At 64.9% G+C, this 15,961-nt stretch carries 17 protein-coding genes; 10 read left to right on the top strand and 7 right to left on the bottom strand.

Features of this window, described 5'->3' with window-relative positions; all coding sequences use genetic code 11:
• Positions 1-98: 98 nt before the first annotated feature.
• The 4 genes from qcrB to ctaE form a co-directional block, all read right to left on the bottom strand.
• Positions 99-1,868 carry a cytochrome bc1 complex cytochrome b subunit gene (gene qcrB / locus F562_RS0106800; protein WP_051080197.1) on the bottom strand — a complete coding sequence of 590 codons (1,770 nt, stop codon included), beginning with the start codon at positions 1,866-1,868 and terminating at the stop codon, positions 99-101.
• A complete protein-coding gene (gene qcrA, locus F562_RS0106795; protein ID WP_018156189.1) occupies positions 1,868-2,968 on the bottom strand; it encodes a cytochrome bc1 complex Rieske iron-sulfur subunit in 1,101 nt (366 codons plus the stop codon). Before qcrA ends, qcrB begins: the two co-directional genes overlap by 1 nt.
• Positions 2,968-3,762, bottom strand: a complete 795-nt coding sequence (gene qcrC, locus F562_RS0106790) for a cytochrome bc1 complex diheme cytochrome c subunit (RefSeq protein WP_018156188.1) — start codon at positions 3,760-3,762, stop codon at positions 2,968-2,970. The genes qcrA and qcrC overlap by 1 nt, the downstream gene beginning before the upstream one ends.
• A gap of 61 nt (positions 3,763-3,823) precedes the next feature.
• The gene (gene ctaE, locus F562_RS0106785; protein ID WP_040385253.1) at positions 3,824-4,477 is read right to left on the bottom strand and encodes an aa3-type cytochrome oxidase subunit III; all 654 of its coding nucleotides are present in this window, start codon (positions 4,475-4,477) and stop codon (positions 3,824-3,826) included.
• 130 nt (positions 4,478-4,607) lie between these two features.
• Between ctaE and F562_RS0106780 the strand changes: the two genes are divergently transcribed.
• Positions 4,608-5,048, top strand: a complete 441-nt coding sequence (locus F562_RS0106780; RefSeq protein WP_018156186.1) for a response regulator — start codon at positions 4,608-4,610, stop codon at positions 5,046-5,048.
• Positions 5,049-5,055: 7 nt separating this feature from the next.
• Complete coding sequence (gene trpD / locus F562_RS0106775) at positions 5,056-6,120, top strand: anthranilate phosphoribosyltransferase (protein ID WP_018156185.1); 1,065 nt, start codon at positions 5,056-5,058, stop codon at positions 6,118-6,120.
• 15 nt (positions 6,121-6,135) lie between these two features.
• On the opposite strand, the gene F562_RS0106770 is transcribed toward trpD, so the two are convergent.
• Together F562_RS0106770 and F562_RS0106765 are read right to left on the bottom strand one after the other, a co-directional pair.
• Complete coding sequence (locus tag F562_RS0106770; protein ID WP_018156184.1) at positions 6,136-6,414, bottom strand: Lrp/AsnC family transcriptional regulator; 279 nt, start codon at positions 6,412-6,414, stop codon at positions 6,136-6,138.
• Positions 6,411-8,207: a DEDD exonuclease domain-containing protein gene (locus tag F562_RS0106765; protein WP_018156183.1), complete on the bottom strand. Its 1,797-nt coding sequence runs from the start codon at positions 8,205-8,207 to the stop codon at positions 6,411-6,413. Before F562_RS0106765 ends, F562_RS0106770 begins: the two co-directional genes overlap by 4 nt.
• A 125-nt stretch (positions 8,208-8,332) precedes the next feature.
• On the opposite strand from F562_RS0106765, the gene F562_RS18345 reads away from it, so the two are divergent.
• Both F562_RS18345 and F562_RS20085 read left to right on the top strand, forming a co-directional pair.
• The gene (locus tag F562_RS18345; RefSeq protein ID WP_018156182.1) at positions 8,333-8,569 is read left to right on the top strand and encodes a hypothetical protein; all 237 of its coding nucleotides are present in this window, start codon (positions 8,333-8,335) and stop codon (positions 8,567-8,569) included.
• A 230-nt stretch (positions 8,570-8,799) separates the two neighbouring features.
• Positions 8,800-9,426 carry a hypothetical protein gene (locus F562_RS20085; protein WP_018156181.1) on the top strand — a complete coding sequence of 209 codons (627 nt, stop codon included), beginning with the start codon at positions 8,800-8,802 and terminating at the stop codon, positions 9,424-9,426.
• On the opposite strand, the gene F562_RS0106750 is transcribed toward F562_RS20085, so the two are convergent.
• Complete coding sequence (locus F562_RS0106750; RefSeq protein ID WP_026181067.1) at positions 9,413-11,230, bottom strand: AMP-dependent synthetase/ligase; 1,818 nt, start codon at positions 11,228-11,230, stop codon at positions 9,413-9,415. The two genes, F562_RS20085 and F562_RS0106750, sit on opposite strands and share 14 nt — an antisense overlap.
• Positions 11,231-11,341: 111 nt before the next feature.
• Between F562_RS0106750 and F562_RS0106745 the strand changes: the two genes are divergently transcribed.
• From F562_RS0106745 to F562_RS0106720, 6 genes are read left to right on the top strand one after another with little or no spacing between them, the layout of a single operon-like run.
• Positions 11,342-11,785, top strand: a complete 444-nt coding sequence (locus F562_RS0106745) for an SRPBCC family protein (protein WP_018156179.1) — start codon at positions 11,342-11,344, stop codon at positions 11,783-11,785.
• A complete protein-coding gene (locus F562_RS0106740; protein ID WP_026181066.1) occupies positions 11,782-12,723 on the top strand; it encodes an ArsA family ATPase in 942 nt (313 codons plus the stop codon). Before F562_RS0106745 ends, F562_RS0106740 begins: the two co-directional genes overlap by 4 nt.
• Positions 12,720-13,205, top strand: coding sequence for a hypothetical protein (locus tag F562_RS0106735; RefSeq protein ID WP_018156177.1), 486 nt, complete (start codon positions 12,720-12,722; stop codon positions 13,203-13,205). The genes F562_RS0106740 and F562_RS0106735 overlap by 4 nt, the downstream gene beginning before the upstream one ends.
• Entirely contained in the window at positions 13,202-14,149 is a 948-nt protein-coding gene (locus F562_RS0106730; protein ID WP_018156176.1) for an ROK family protein, read from the top strand. The genes F562_RS0106735 and F562_RS0106730 overlap by 4 nt, the downstream gene beginning before the upstream one ends.
• Positions 14,149-15,162, top strand: coding sequence for an ROK family glucokinase (locus F562_RS0106725; RefSeq protein WP_018156175.1), 1,014 nt, complete (start codon positions 14,149-14,151; stop codon positions 15,160-15,162). The genes F562_RS0106730 and F562_RS0106725 overlap by 1 nt, the downstream gene beginning before the upstream one ends.
• Positions 15,162-15,836, top strand: a complete 675-nt coding sequence (locus F562_RS0106720) for an endonuclease/exonuclease/phosphatase family protein (protein ID WP_018156174.1) — start codon at positions 15,162-15,164, stop codon at positions 15,834-15,836. Before F562_RS0106725 ends, F562_RS0106720 begins: the two co-directional genes overlap by 1 nt.
• Positions 15,837-15,961 lie beyond the last annotated feature (125 nt).

Here is a 15,961-nt window from a genome sequence, read left to right as displayed (position 1 = left end):
ACTCTAGGCGCTGGGGCTGCGTCGAGATCACCCGTGCGGCCGAGCACAAAAATTCGGCGCGGTCCTGATGGACCGCGCCGAATGTGAGTGGGTGAGGACTAGTCGCCCTTACCTAGCTTTTCGTATGCGCCTTCACGGACCTCGTGTGAGCCGACGTTCAACTCTCCGCGGTGGTCGTCCTGATCGAGGGCATCGTGCTCACCATGGTGGTGGGCGGCCGCGAGCTCGGCTGGCGTGACGGCCTCAACCCGGTCGTCGAAGAAGAAGTGAGTCATCTTGCTGCGCAGGGTGTCCTTGCGCAGAGTGCCACTGTCAACGCCGTGTTCGTCCTGGGAGGCATCCACCTCCAAGGGGCGGAACGACTCGTAGGCCACCAACTGCCAACGGGTGTATTCATCCAGCGGCTCGTGGGCCTCGAAGAAGCGGCCTTCGGCCGTGCGGACGATCCGACCGGTCTCGCGACCGTGCAGGACCAGATCGCGGTCACGGCGCTGTAAACTCAGGCAGAGGCGCTTGGTAATCATGAACGCGATGATCGGTCCGACCAGGAGCAGCACCCGAAGCACATTGGTGATGTCGTTGATCGACAGCCCGAACTTGATGGCGACGATGTCATTGCTGGCCGCGAGGAGAAGCACCGCGTAGAAGGTGATCGCCGCGACACCAATGCTGGTGCGGACCGGGGCATTGCGCGGGCGGTCCAGGATGTGGTGCTCGCGCTTGTCGCCCGTGACCCAGGACTCGAAGAACGGGTACGCGCCGGCAATCACAAACATCGCAGGCATCAAGAAGATGGCGCCCAAGGAGATATTAAAACTCCAGGTCATTCCGAATAGCTCGAACTCCAAGAAGCCAGGAAGAAGTCGCAAGGCGCCGTCAGGGAAGCCCATATACCAGTCTGGCTGGGACCCCGCCGTGACTTGGGTGGGTTCGTACGGACCGTATGCCCAGATCGGGTTGATCTGCACCAGTGCCGCGACCAGCGCCGTGACGCCGAAGACGATGAAGAAGAAGCCACCGGCTTTGGCTGCGTAGACCGGCATCATCGGGAAGCCGACAACGTTCTTTTCGGTACGGCCCGGGCCGGGGAACTGGGTGTGCTTGTGCACCATCACCAAGATGATGTGGACGGTGAAGAGGCCCACGATGATCGCCGGCAACAACAGAATATGCACCGTAAACAGGCGCGGAATGATGTCCTCGCCGGGGAATCCACCGCCGAAGACGAAGTAGGACACGTAGGACCCGATTAGCGGGACCGTGAGCATGAAGCCCTGAGCGGCGCGAAGACCCGTACCCGAGAGCAGGTCATCGGGGAGGGAGTACCCGGCGAAGCCCTCGACCATGGACAGCAACAGCAGGTTGACGCCGATGATCCAGTTGATTTCGCGAGGCTTGCGGAACGCGCCAGTGAAGAAGACGCGGGCCATGTGCATCAGGATCGAGACGATGAACAGCAGCGCTGACCAGTGGTGGATCTGCCGGATGATCAGACCGCCGCGAATGTCATGGCTGATCTCAATGGTGGAGGCGTAGGCCTCCGACATCCCGATGCCCTTCATGGGGATATACGAACCGTCATAGACCGTGTGGCCCATGCTCGGGACGAACCAGAACGTCAGGAAGGTTCCGGTCAGCAGCAAGATCACGAGTGAATACATCGCGATCTCGCCGAACATGAAGGACCAATGGTCGGGGAAGACCTTCTTCATGAGGAACCGGCCACCCTTGGCGGCGCCCGTACGCTCATCGACCCAGTTGCCCAGGCCGCCGACCGGTCCACCGGCAGGCTTGGCCGCGCCGGATTTGTCGTTGCTACGCAGAGCGTCGGCCCCGCGTCGCGGTTGACCGCTAGCAGATGTCGTCATCATCCACGCTCCGGGAAACTCGGGCCGACAGGCTCGGCGAAGCCGTCCTCGGCGATCAGATAGCCCTCATCATCGACGGCGATAGGCAACTGCGGCAAGGGCCGTTTGGCCGGGCCGAAGATGACCTTGCAGTCGTCGGTGATGTCAAACGTCGACTGGTGGCAGGGGCAGAGCAGGTGGTGGGTCTGCTGCTCGTACAAGCCAACCGGACAGCCCACGTGAGTGCAGATCTTGGAGTAGGCGACTACCCCGTCGATACCCCAGTCACGTTCCTTCTGGCTCTTGATCTTGGCCGGATCGAGGCGCACCGCGATCACCGACGCCTTGATCTTCTCGTCCAGTGGGTGGTCCGTCTGCTCGATACCTTCGGGAAGGACGTGGAACACCGAACCGTTGGTGAAGTCAGTCAGGCGAATCGCCGTACCTTCGGGGTCACGCATCAGGCGGCGACGTCGACCCTTGAAGGGGGTATCCCACAACGACGTCGAGAGATCGTTGCCCGGCAGAGGTCCGAGCGACCCCACGAGTTGCAGTCCAAGCGGCACAGCAAACAAGCCAAGTGCGCCACCGAGGGAGTACTTGATCAGGGGGCGACGCTTGATCTGTGCAGACTCAGCACCCTCCTCGAGGATGGCCTGGAATCCAGCCCGCGCCTCGTCGTCCGAGCGCTGTTCGTGGCGCTCCTCGATGACCTCTTCATCGGACATCAACGTCTTGGCCCAGTGGATCGCACCAAGACCAATGCCCAGGAGCGACAACGCCATCGTCACGCCGAGCGCGGTGTGCAAGGCACCAGTAATACCGATAATGGGGAGGGAGATGGTGGCATCTTCGTCAATGGCGAAGTAAGCCACCGCAAACAGCACGGTCGCCACCATGGACATGGTGAACAAGCCGGCGACCTGCATCTCTGAGCGCTTGGCAGCAGCCTCGTCGTCATCACCGTGGCGGTGAATATGGGGCGGCAGGCCTGGGTTCGGGAAATGCGCCGGAGGGGTGGCAGCGTCCAGGGCGGTGTGCTTGCTGGCCGGCTCAACATGGTGGCCAGCGGTCAGGTCGACCGTGCCGCCCTGCTCAGGCTGGTTGGGGGAGTCGGTCATCAGGCAGCCTTTCGTCCCAGCCACACGGCCGCACCGATCATGAGTCCAATGCCGACCGTCCAGGCAAACATGCCTTCGGTGACCGGACCCAGATTTCCAAGATTATGGCCACCGGTATTGGCCTCGGACTCGACGTATTTCAGGTAGCTGACCACGTCGTTCTTGTCCTGCGGCGACAGGTTGGTGTCGTTGAACACCGGCATCGACTGTGGCCCGGTGAGCATGGCTTCGTAGATGTGCTTACCCGACACATTGCTCAACTTCGGTGCGTACTTACCTCGCGTCAGCGCACCACCGGAACCCACAAAGTTGTGACACATCGCGCAGTTGACGCGGAAGAGTTCGCCGCCGCGGGCGACATCACCCTCGCCGTTCCAGTTCTTGGAGTCAGGAATGCCGGGTCCGGGGCCGAGGGCGGCGACGTACGCCGCGAGGTCCTTGGTCTGCTGCGGGGTCATCTGGACCTTGCCGCGGGCCGCCTGGACACCAGGCTGGGTCATGGGCATCCGCCCGGTGCCCACCTGGAAATCGACTGCGGCAGCGCCGACACCCACGAGCGAGGGGCCTGCTTTAGAGCCGGTGGCGTTGGTGCCGTGGCAGCTCGCGCAGTTCGCAAGGAAGAGTTCCTTGCCATCTTTTGCGTCCCCGGAGGACGCAGCGGGAGCCGAGGCAGAGGCAGCGTCGGCGTCCTTGGGGGCGAGCGCGGCGTACGCACCGCCGGTGAACACCAAGGCAAGCAGCAGCACGACGAAAATGGCTGCAGGGTGCCTACGGCGCGCGGCGAGGAAACTCACGGGGTCGTCCTGTCGTCGTCGGGGCAGAAAATCGGGGTACGGCGAACGGGCGTCATCACGATCACTTCAGCAGATAGATGGTCGCGAATAGCGCAATCCACACGACGTCGACGAAGTGCCAGTAGTAACTGGTCACTACCGCTCCGGTGGCTTGCGTGTGGGTGTACTTACGGGTCGTGAACGTCCGGCCAATGATCAGGAGGAAGGCGAGGAGCCCACCGGTCACGTGCAGGCCGTGGAAGCCAGTGGTCAGATAGAACATCGAGCCGTAGGAGTCGGAGTCGATTCGAACCCCGGCGTGGCCCACGAGTTCGGCGTATTCAAGGACCTGACCGGCGACGAAGATCGCGCCGAAGATGTACGTGAGGACGTACCACTCGCGCATGCCCCACGATCGGACATTGGTGAGTTTGCCGGTGCGGTAGGGGATGCCCTGCTCGGCCTTGAACACGCCCAACTGACACCAGATCGAGGAGATCACCAACACCAACGTGTTTGCGGTGGCAAAAGGCACGTTGAGGTGGTGGGTGTTCTCGGTCCACAAGTCGGGTGCAGCACCGCGAATCGTGAAGTACATCGCGAAGAGTCCGGCAAAGAACATGAGCTCGCTAGCCAGCCACACCATGGTGCCAACTGCGGTCATATTGGGCCGGGTCACGGGGCCATGGGCAGCATGGGCCTCGGCAGGGCTGGGGTGAGTTGTCGCGGTCGCCACATCGCCATTATGTCCCAATAGTCACAGTGCGCGCGCGTGGGTCTGTCGCATGTCCTTGAGGCCGCCGCCGTGGGTGTCTAACGGGCGACTCCGTGCGACAGTTCCACCCCCGGTCGGTAGCATCGGGGACATGCCCGCGCCCACTTCTGCTGCGACCCACACCTCGGGTGCTTCAACCCGCGCCGTGTCCGTCCTCCTATACAGCGACGATGTCGCCACTCGTGATGCTGTCCGCGTCGGCGTTGGCCGTCGCCCGGCCAAAGACGTCGAGATCTCTTCGTGGCACGAGTGCGCCACTGCTGCGGCAGTGATCGAGGCCGTTGAGTCCGGTGCATACGACCTGGTCCTTCTCGATGGCGAAGCTGCACCGACTGGTGGTCTGGGTCTGTGCCGTCAACTCAAGAACGAGATCTTCAGGTGCCCGCCGATCATCGTGTTGACCGGCCGCCCGCAGGACGGCTGGCTGGCGTCCTGGTCGCAGGCGGAGGCGGCTGTGCCGCACCCCCTCGACCCGCTCGTACTGGCCAACACCGTCGCCGACGTCGTGCGCAAGCACGTCGCCGCGTCGTAGCCAGCACATGAGCGCCGCGCCCACGTGGCCCTCAGTCCTCACCATCCTCCTCGCCGGGAATGACCTCCCGGCTACTGACGCGCAATGGGCGATGGATCAGGTGATGTCGGGGTCGGCCACCCCAGTGCAGATTGCCGCCTTCCTGGTCGCTTTGCGCGCTAAGGGGGAGTCGCCCTCGGAGTTGCGGGGCTTGTCCGAAGGCATGCTCGCGCACGCCGTCACGATCGAGGTTCCAGGTCGGACCCTAGACATCGTGGGCACCGGGGGTGACCAGGCTCATACGGTCAACATCTCGACGATGTCTGCGGTCGTTGCTGCGGGGGCTGGCGCCCACGTGGTCAAGCACGGAAACCGTGCGGCGTCTTCATCGTCGGGGTCGGCTGACGTGCTCGAGGCCCTGGGCGTACGGCTCGACCTGCGTCCCGAGCAAGTCGAGCAGGTCGCGCGCGAGGCTGGGATCACATTCTGCTTTGCGCAGACCTTCCACCCGTCCTTGCGGCACGCAGGTGCGGCGCGTCGCGAGATCGGCATCCCCACCGCGCTCAACCTGCTAGGTCCGCTGACCAATCCTGCGCAGCCGCGCTATTCAGCCGTGGGCGTCGCGAACGCCACGATGGCGCCGCATATCGCCCAGGTGTTCGCTGACCGGGGCCGGACCGCGGCGATCTTCCGTGGTGATGACGGTCTGGATGAGTTGACGCTTGCGGACACCTCACGGGTGTGGTGGGTGCGCGATGGTGAGGTGTCTGAACACACCATCGACCCGGGACGGTTTGGTCTCCAGACGGCGCCGATTTCTGCGCTGCGAGGTGGCGACGCACAGCACAATGCGCAGGTTGCCCGGGATGTATTCGTCGGGACGCCCGGCCCCATCCGCGACGCGGTGGTGCTCAATACCGGGATGGCACTTGCCCTCACCCAGTTGGAAGAGGTGCCGGGACGGTTTGGTGCCTCGAGCGACCTCGATGGTGCGCTGGCCGATGGCATCACCCGTGCCGCCCAGTCGCTTGATGACGGTGCGGCGACGGCTGCCCTTGACCGGTGGGTTCAGGTCACGCGGGCACTGGACTGAGTTCCATCGGAGGTATCAGTCGGCGCCAATACTGAAAGCGGCGCCGAGATCATCAGAACTGTAGGCCCGAAAAGAAATGTGGGTCTGGGTGTCGCGTACGCCCTCAACCTTGTTGAGACGGTCGGCGATGACATCGGCGAAGTCCTCGTGCCGGGCGACCCGGGCGAGTGCGATGAGGTCGACGTCGCCGGTGACGGAGTAGACCTCGGCCACTCCTTCGATTTCGGCAATGTTCTGAGCGACCTCAGGAATGCGGGCTACGTCGGCCTTGATGAGCACGATGGCGGTGATCACCGGTCCACTGTATCGGTCCGGCGGCGAACCGCGATCGCGCCGGCTGGTTGGTGCATGGTCCGACCCCTGGGCTCGTCAAAGCCAGCGACTTGGTCTTGGGCGCGGACCAGGGGCTCTAGTCGGTCCCGAGCGCGACCAGCTCCGTTCAAGGGGCAGGTCCAGGCGCCGTCAAGGGATACCAGCCGCGTGCCGTCGTGCTCAATCCAGCGCAGGATCTGCTCGGTCTCCTCGGGGAGGGCGGCCGGTGCCGGGCTGGTGGGCGCAACAACTGACTCAGCCGTTGAACGCAAGGTCTCGATGGTTGCCATGGGGTCGCTGCCGGACGGGGCGATTGCGCTTCCAGCCAGTCGGCCGTAACGCACGCAAATGACTTCCCACCCCCCGTCCACTCGGCGGCGAGCCGCCACGAGTTCGGGACTTGTCGCGAGCGGAGCGAGACGCTGGGCGCGCGCGGCGCCACGCACGAGGGCCAAGACCCGGTCCCGCAAGCGGCCAGCGTCTTCGAACCGTTCCTGGGCGGCTAATCGCTGCATCTTGTCCTCGAGGACGTGGATCACCGGTTCGGCGTCGCCACACAACACCGCCTCAGCTTGAGCGACCACTGCGCTGTAATCGGCGACGGTCTGCTGCCCTGCGCAGGGAGCGCCGCAGCGGCCGAGTTCTGCGAGAGCACAAGCTGACTCGATCTTGGTCGGCGAGAGGCGCCGCGTGCACTGTCGCAGTGGGATCGCTTCGTGCACCGCGGCGATGGCCTGTGTTGCCTGTCGACGCCCGGAGAACGGTCCGACATAGCGCGCGCCATCCTCACGAACCTGCTTGACGATCGAGAGCCGAGGAAAGGGCTCGACGGTGAGTTTGACCCAGACGGCGCGCTCGGGGTGGCGGCTGCGGCGGTTGTATCGGGGTTTGTGCGTCGCGATGAGCCGAAGTTCGCGAACGTTTGCTTCTAACGAGGTCGGGCACACGATGGGCGTCACGCTGGTGGCGATACCGACCATCTCGGCCATCCGGGTCCGCTGTTCGCTCGAGGTGAAATAGGTACGGACCCGGCGCTGAATATCCACCGAGGTGCCGACGTACAGCGGGCGGCCTTCAGAGTCCTTGAAGATGTAGACACCCGGCGCAGAGGGAAGGCCGTCGGCCAGGAACCGCTTGCGTCGCTGAGCGGGAGCGACACGTGAGGTGTAGGACGACAACTCCTCGAGGGTTGTGACCCCCAAACTGCCCACCCGACCCAGCAAGGCGTGCAGCACATCCACGGTGGCCCGGGCGTCGTGCAAGGCGCGGTGATCCGGTGTCGTCGAGGCCCCGAAGAGGCGCGCGAGACTCCCGAGCTTGCGATTGGGCGCCTCGTCACGCGTCACGAGTTGGCGCGCCAGGTGTGCTGTGTCGATGACGCGAAACCGGGGCCAGGGAATGTCGAGTTGGGCCGCCGCAGCCTTCAGGAAGGTGATGTCGAACGGGGCGTTGTGCGCGACGAGCACCGCGTCACGACTGAACTCCAGGAATGCCGGGAGAGCCTGGTCGATGGTGGGTGCTTCGGCGACCATGCGGTCGGTGATTCCGGTGAGCACCGAGATGAATGCCGGGATAGCTCGTCCGGGATCGACCAACGTCTGGAACTCGCCGAGGTGTTCGCCGCCACGCACCTTGACCGCGCCGATCTCGGTGATCGCACTCTCAGCGGCGCTGCCACCGGTCGTCTCCAGGTCGACGACGACGAAGGTGACGCCCGCGAGGGGCGTGCCCAGATCGTCGAAGGTCCCTTGGACCGGGAGCGGTGTCGTGGTCATGGCAGCGACGGTAGAGCGCAGGTGTGACAACGGGCCGGGTCGCCGAGGTCGTACCGGGCGGCTGTCGGTGGTCGCTCTTAGCGTGCGCCGCAACGATCAGAACCACTCCAGGAGAGGAGATCGACATGACTGACATACCGATGCAGATCGACTGCGCGGCCTGCCCCGTACGCGACATCGCCTGCGATGGGTGCATGGTCACCGCCATGCTTGCCATTGGGGCGGGCGAGATGCCACTCGATGCGGTCGAGCAACGCGCGGTCGGCGTCTTCGCCAATGCCGGGTTAATTTCCCACGTTGAGGCCGAGGAGGCTATCGCCAGGGCCGAGCCAGGAGTAGCAGCGTGGGCATCTGTGAGCTGAGGCCGGCGATGGCCGGTCGGCGCGGGCGGGCGCCGTAGGCTGCGTCAGTGCCCTGCCACGTGAGTCGACGAGTAGCACTCGCGCTACCGCTGGCTTCGTTGCCACTGGGCGGGTGCGCTAGATCTGAGCCCGACACGGACCTCGCAGCCTCGACCACGGCGTCAGGGCCACGAGTTGAGCTCCAGGGAACGGCTGCTCCGGCACGGTTGCGACAGATACAGGAAGATGCGTTGGCGGCTATCGATCCGGTCACGCAGGTGTGGGCCGGGCATTCGTTGCCGGTGCCGATTCGCGTGCTGGCCCCGGCCACGAGCACGGAGTTCGCTGATTTTGCGGGCACCGCCGATCCGCAGGTACCAGCCATCACTCGCTCTGATCGAACTGTGGTGATCCATCCAGGCTTGTGGTCCCGCACGACGGAGGCGGGCCGCCGCACGGTCATGAGGCATGAACTGACCCACGTGGCGCTCGATCAAGGAACGTGGCGCAGAGTGCCGAGGTGGGTGGTCGAGGGATCGGCTGAATACACGGCCTATCGACGCACGGACCTGACCCCGGCGCAGATCGCGCCCGGGCTGGCAGCACGTGTGCGCGCAGGGGAGCGCCTCACCGCACCACCCACAGACACCGAGGTTTCTGGCGACGACGGCTATGGCCTGGCCTGGGCCTGGTGCAGCTATCTCGTCGACCAGCACGGCCGGGACCGCTTTGTCGCCTTCGTCGGTGAGGTCGGGAAGCAACGGTCATCAGCCGGGACGTCGGCAGCATTTCGCGCGACGTACGGCACCACTCCGGAGCGCGCCGCCGACGGCTACCCGCGATGGCTGGCGTCCTGGCTCTCGGCTACGTCACCGTGATGGCGTCCGGTTCGTAGAGCGACTCCACCTCGTCGGCAAAGTCGTGCATGACCAGGTCTCGGCGCACCTTGTCGGTCGGGGTGAGGTAGCCGTTGGCCGTGGTGAGGTCGACCGGAAGGACCCGAAAACTCCGGATCGGCGCCCCGGCGTCCGGAGCGGCATTGGCGTCCTGGATGGCCCGAGTCACCTCGGCGAGAACCAGGTCGTCCGAGGCTGCGTTCTCTTCGGTGAGGTGCGCTAGATCCCGGTTGTCGCGCCACAGGGACAGCAACATGGCGTCAACGGTGATCAACGCGCCAAGGTGAGGTCGTCCCTCGCCCACCACCACACAATGCGAGATCAACGGGTGGGCGCGTACCGCTGCCTCGAGGGCCGCGGGATAGATCGTGGTGCCATTGGAGGTGACCAGAAGATCGCTCCGACGGCCGGTGATTGTGAGATAGCCGTTGTGATCCAACCGCCCCAGGTCGCCGGTGTGTACCCACCCGTCTTCGGTACGCGCACGTGCCGTTGAGTCCTCATCGTTGAGGTACCCGGCGAACGTGCCGATCCCGTGGATCAGGATCTCGCCGTCATCAGCAATACGGACCGAGACTCCCGGAAGCGGGAGACCAACGGATCCGATACGGGTGAGTTGGGGTGTGTTGACCGTCGCGGATGCGGTGGTCTCGGTCAGCCCGTAGCCCTCCAAGATCGGAACACCAATGCCGCGAAAAACATGGCCCAAGCGTTCGCTCAATGGCGCTCCGCCGCACAGCGCTGACATCAGGCGGCCGCCGAGTTGCTCGCGCAGGTCTCGGTAGACCAGTCGTTCCATGGCGGCGTGCTCCAACCGCAGGCGACTGTTCGGTCCTTTAGGCGTGTCCAGCGCCCTGCTCCAGGCTTCTGCGCAGCGCATGGCCGACGCGAACAGGCGCCCTCGACCATCGCCGACGGCAGCCTGCTCGGCGCGGTGGTAGATGGCTTCCAGGACACCCGGGACAGTCAGGATGAAGGTCGGTTGGAACGAGCCAAGGTCGTCGACGACCGCATCGGTGGTGGGGACGTGGCCCAGACGTGCGCGAGAGTAGACGGCCACGATCTGCACGAGTCGGGCATAGACATGCGCGAGGGGCAGAAAGAGCAAGGTCGCCGCCTGCGGAACATCGACGACCTCCCGCAACCGCTCGACGGCGTTCTCGGTCAGACCGAGAAAATTGCCGTGCGTGAGTTCGACGCCCTTGGGATGTCCGGTCGTACCGCTGGTGTAGATCACGGTCGCCACCGTCTCGCGGTCGGCAAGGGTGCTGCGCTGACGGTATTCGGCATCGGTGATCTCGAGGGCGCCAGCGAGGACGTCGGCGAGGCCGCCGCCATCGATGTGCCAGACATCGCGCAGTGAGGGTGCCGTGCGCCGTGCCGACGAGATCCGCGCGGCGTCATCGGCATTCTCCACGATGGCCGCGACGGCTTCGCTGTCCCGCACCGTCCACGCCACCTGCTCATCGGAGGCCGATGGGTAGATCGGCACCACAATCGCGCCAGCCGCCAAGAGAGCGAAGTCGACGAGCGTCCATTCATAGCGAGTACGACACAGCAGGGCGACGCGCGCGCCCGGCACGATGCCGGCTGCCATGAAACCGCGAGCGAGTTGTTCGACTTCCGCTCCGAACTCGGCGTGCGTGACGTCGACCCAATCACCGTCGGGCGTGCGCCGGGAGTAGCCGATGGCTCGCGGCTCAGCAGCGGCATTGCGTGCGGGCAGGAGACCAAGGTTTCCCACCGTCGTCGGCAGCACGAGCGGTGGAACCTCGAACTCCTGCACCGTGGCCTCCCAACCCATATTGACCTGTGCCGAAGGCTACCCGCCACCTCAGGCGTCGTCGTAGCCAAACACGGGTATCCCTGCAGTCGGTGGGCCGTCTAGAGTTTCGGCATGGCTCAGAGCACCCAGTCTTCCATCACCATTGCCGCCCCGCCCGCGACCGTTCTCGACATCATTGCCGACTTCGCGGCCTACCCCGAATGGGCAGGGCAGGTGAAACGTGCCGAGGTGATCGCCGAGGATGCCGACGGCTGGGCCGAGCAGGTCACCTTCGACCTCGATGCCGGAATCGTCAAGGACTCCTACACCCTTGCCTATGTCTGGGACGTTGATGAGGCGTCCACGGGGCGAGTGTCGTGGACGCTAGTCGAAGCGACCATGCTCAAGGCGCTCGACGGTGCTTACACCCTGGCCGCGTCCGAAAGTGGCACGGACGTTGGTTACGAGTTGTCGGTGGATGTGTCGATTCCGATGATTGGTGCTCTCAAGCGCAAGGCCGAGAAGATGATCATCGACACCGCGCTCAAGGAGCTCAAGAAGCGCGCCGAGGGGTGACGTCAACTCATCGCTCGACAGCACCCCGGCTGGTGCTCCTCGGCGGGCCCGGGGGAGTTGGCACTTCCGCGGCGTGTGCGGACTTCGCCGATCACTATGCCCGCGCCGGTCAGCAGGTGGCGGTCGCCGACCTTGATCCGTGGAACGGCGCGTCGTCGCGGTTGCAGGGGACCTCCGTGGAGGTGGTGACCTCCTCGGCCGAGGGTATGGCGCGTCCGGCGGGGCGATTGCTCGACCGCGTTGGGCTGGACCCGCGGCTCGCGAGCGAACTTGTGGTGTCGCCAGGTTCGGGTTATCTGGAGTTGATTCATCGACTTGGCATGCTCACCGAGCGCACCGACCTGGACGTCGTGCTCGTCGATGTCGGCTGCCACATCGTTGATGTCGTATCGACCGCAGATCGTTTGCCCTGGTTGGTAACTCACCTGTTGCGGGCTCAGCGCGGGTGGTTGTCCTCAGCACGTCCCCGGGCGGCGACGAGGTTGAGTTGGTGGCCGGGAGCAGACACTCATGCGCAGATGCAAAGGGTTCTGGATCGTGTTGTGGGCTGGGCTGGTGACCTGAGTGCTGCGCAGGCATACCTCGTGGGCGAGGAGAGCGACCCGCGTACCCGTCGCCTTCGACTGGGACTCGCACTTCACGAGCTCGGCGCTCCATCGGTGACGGGCGGAGCATCCCTGCTCCCGGAGCCTGCGCCTCGATCCGCGGCGACCATGGTTGAACGCGACACGGGATGGGCGTGGCGATTGACGGTGCCCGGACTACGCTCTCACGAGGTGCGGGTTGATCGGTCTGGTGACGATCTCGCAGTGGAGGTGCTCGGGATGCGACGACTCGTGACCCTTCCGTCGGCACTTCGCCGCTTCCGCACGGCCGGGGCGCGGGTCTCGGCAGACCATCTAGAGATCAGTTTCGTCCCCAAGGAGAGCACGAAGTGAGCGGCGCACAAGACCATCACTCTTCGGCTGTTGCCGATGAGGCCATCCGACTGGTGTCGGCATTGGCGGCGATGGGTACGCCGTCAGGCACCGGTGCCGGTGACGGCCCCTCAGCTCGAGAGGACACCGTGACGGCCGACGGGTCGTCCTCGGCCGACTCCTCCTCGTCCGACCGCACTGGGGAGGGCACTGCGCCCTCGCCTTGTTCGTGCGATACCCCGGCCGTGCAAGCGGTCTGTGAAGTGTGTCCCGTGTGTCGGGTTGCGACCTTCTTGTCCGAGATCCGACCCGAGACCGTAGAGCGGGTCGCCGATCTGCTGGGCATGGTGGTCGGCTCGCTCGAAGCTTTTGCAGCGCACCGGCGGGAAGAGATGTCCGGTGAGCCGGGTGAGGACGGATCCAGTCGCCCGGCCGATCACGAGATGCGCGAGGGTACCGAATGGCAATCGGTCCAGGTCGATGACGAGGATGACTCACCGTGAATAGCATTGGCGTCGACGTCGGCGGGACCAAGATTGCCGCCGCGCTAGTCAACTCTGATGGCACCAGTGAGCGCACGGTCGAAGTGCCAAGTACGCCCGATGACACCGACCACATGCTTGAGTCCATCGTCGAGGCCATCGAACAACTCGAGGTGGCCGAGTCGCTCCCGGTCGGGGTGGCCGTCGCTGGCTACCTTGACCGCCCGCGCTCCATGGTCCGTTTCTCGCCCAACATCGATGCCTGGCGCAACGTGCCGTTGCGAGCCAACTTGGAGGCGCGCCTCGGAAGGGCTGTCAGGCTCGAAAACGATGCCAACGCAGCGGCATACGGAGAATGGCGGCACGGAGCCGGGCGCGGATACGAGGACGTGCTCATGGTCACCCTGGGTACCGGCGTTGGCGGGGGAGTCGTCATTGGCGGGTCGGTGTTGATCGGCGGTACCGGAACCGGTGGCGAGGTAGGGCACATCACGGTTGAACCTGGAGGTCGGCTGTGCGGATGTGGATTGCGAGGCTGCTTGGAGGCGTACTCCAGCGGAACCGCGTTGGCCAAGTCTGGACGCAAGGCGCTCGAAGACAAAGTGGCTGGCCATGAGGCCCTCGCCGAGCGTTGTTCGGGCGATGCGGCGGCGTTGGAGTCGCCAGAAATTGTCGAGCTCGCCCAGAATGGTGACCTGTTGAGCCAAGAACTGGTGGGTGACGTCGGGCGCTGGCTTGGCCGGGGCATCGCGACGATGAGTGCGATCCTTGATCCGCAGCGCATCGTGGTCGGTGGTGGCCTGGCGGAGGTCGGCGACCTCGTCCTTGGTCCTGCGCGTGAGATGTACGCCCAGATCCAGGAGCGCGGTCACCGACCGACTGTGACGGTTGCGCTCGCTGAACTCGGGAACGATGCCGGGGTGATTGGTGCGGCGGCGCTGGCCGCCGCGGAGGCTGGCCGGTGATGGCGAACGAGTCAAAGCTACCCCCAGCCCTGGCCATCGGAATAGACATTGGCGGTACGAAAGTCGCTGGTGGAGTAGTGGATTCCACCGGGAAGGTGATCCATCGTGCCCGTCGCGATACGCCACATCGATCGACCGCCCCACGCGTAGTGGAAGACATGATCGTGGATGTCGTCACCGAGTTGGTTGAGGTCGAGCCGGAATCGGTGAGCGCTGTCGGGATTGGCGCAGCGGGGTTTGTCGCCGCAGACCGAGCGACTGTCGTTTTCGCGCCCCACTTGTCGTGGCGGCATGAGCCGTTACGCGATGCGCTAGCGCGGCGGGTGGACCTGCCGGTTTTTGTTGACAACGATGCTAACGCCGCGTTGTGGGCCGAGTATCGATTCGGAGCCGGGCAGGGTGAGACGCACCTGGTGATGGTCACACTCGGTACCGGGATCGGTGGGGCGGCACTCCTGGATGGGCGTATCCAACGCGGTCGATTCGGCATCGCCGGGGAGTTCGGCCACATGCAGGTGATGCCCGGCGGGCATCGCTGTGAGTGTGGCAACCGCGGGTGCTGGGAACAGTACGCCTCGGGCAATGCGCTTGTGCGAGAGGCGCGTTCGTTGGTTTCTGCGGGAAGTCCATTGGCCGCTGACCTCACCGCAAGAGTCGACGGCGACATACAGCACATCACTGGACCGATGGTGACTGAAGCGGCGCGCGAGGGTGATCCCACTGCCGCCGAGTTGCTGGCCGAGATCGGCGAGTGGCTCGGTGTCGGGTTGGCCAGCTTGGCCAACGCTTTCGACCCCGGGGCCTTCATCATCGGCGGTGGGGTGAGTCAGGCCGGGGACCTGCTGTTGGGCCCGGCGCGCGAATCATTCCGCAAGCATTTGGCAGGGCGTGGCTATCGACCCGAAGCGCGGATCCTGCCCGCGAGCCTTGGCAATGATGCGGGGCTGGTCGGTGCTGCCGATCTCGCGCGCTTCGATGTCGAGCAGGAGCGCGTTGAGCGGGACTCCGAGTGATGTCATCGGTGCGGGTGATGACCTACAACATTCGTGCGTTGAAGGATGATCGAGCCGCCCTTGTTCGCGTGATTAGGTCGCTTGAGCCGGATGTTCTCTGTCTGCAGGAGGCGCCGCGGCATCCATTCTCTGGCTGGCGGATCGCCCGATTCGCACGAGACTGCGGGATGCGTTGGCCTGGCGGTCAAGGTCGCGGTTTCATGAGCACGACCCTGCTCACCGGAACGCGGCTGCGAGTTTTGGGCAGTGGGCACCGGCGGTTTCCCGTGAAGTTCTTCGACGAGCCTCGTGGGTGGGCCTATTCTCGCCTCCAGTTGGGGGACGGCGATGTGTTCACGGTGGCCAGCGTCCATTTGTCCCTTCGGACCAGCGAGCACGAAGAGCATGCTCGACTGCTGCGGGAGGACACCGTGTGTGGGGGACCGCTTGTCGTCGCGGGCGATATCAATGAACTGGGCGAGGGCCCGGGTTGGGGCCGGCTCGCCGACGGCATGCTCGACGTGGGTGAGGCCGCGATGACCTTCCCGGCGCACGCACCGTCGCGATGCATCGATGCGATCTTCAGTTCGCCGGCATTGCAGCCGGTGCGTATTCCCGTGGATGTCCCCGAGGCGGACCTGATCGCCGCTAGCGATCACCGCCCCCTCGTCGTGGAGATCCACCCCACCCCCTAAGGCAGGGCCAGGTCTTAACGCCGGTCGAGTAGTCCCATCTCACGTCGGTCGAGCCGGCCGAGGCGTGAGCCGAGGCCGTGTCGAGACCTGGGTGGGTGGTCTCGATACGGCGGGTCACTGCGTTC

The organism is Demetria terragena DSM 11295 (genome assembly GCF_000376825.1).
Lineage (GTDB): Bacteria > Actinomycetota > Actinomycetes > Actinomycetales > Dermatophilaceae > Demetria > Demetria terragena.
This window is presented reverse-complemented; position numbering and strand designations above follow the sequence as displayed.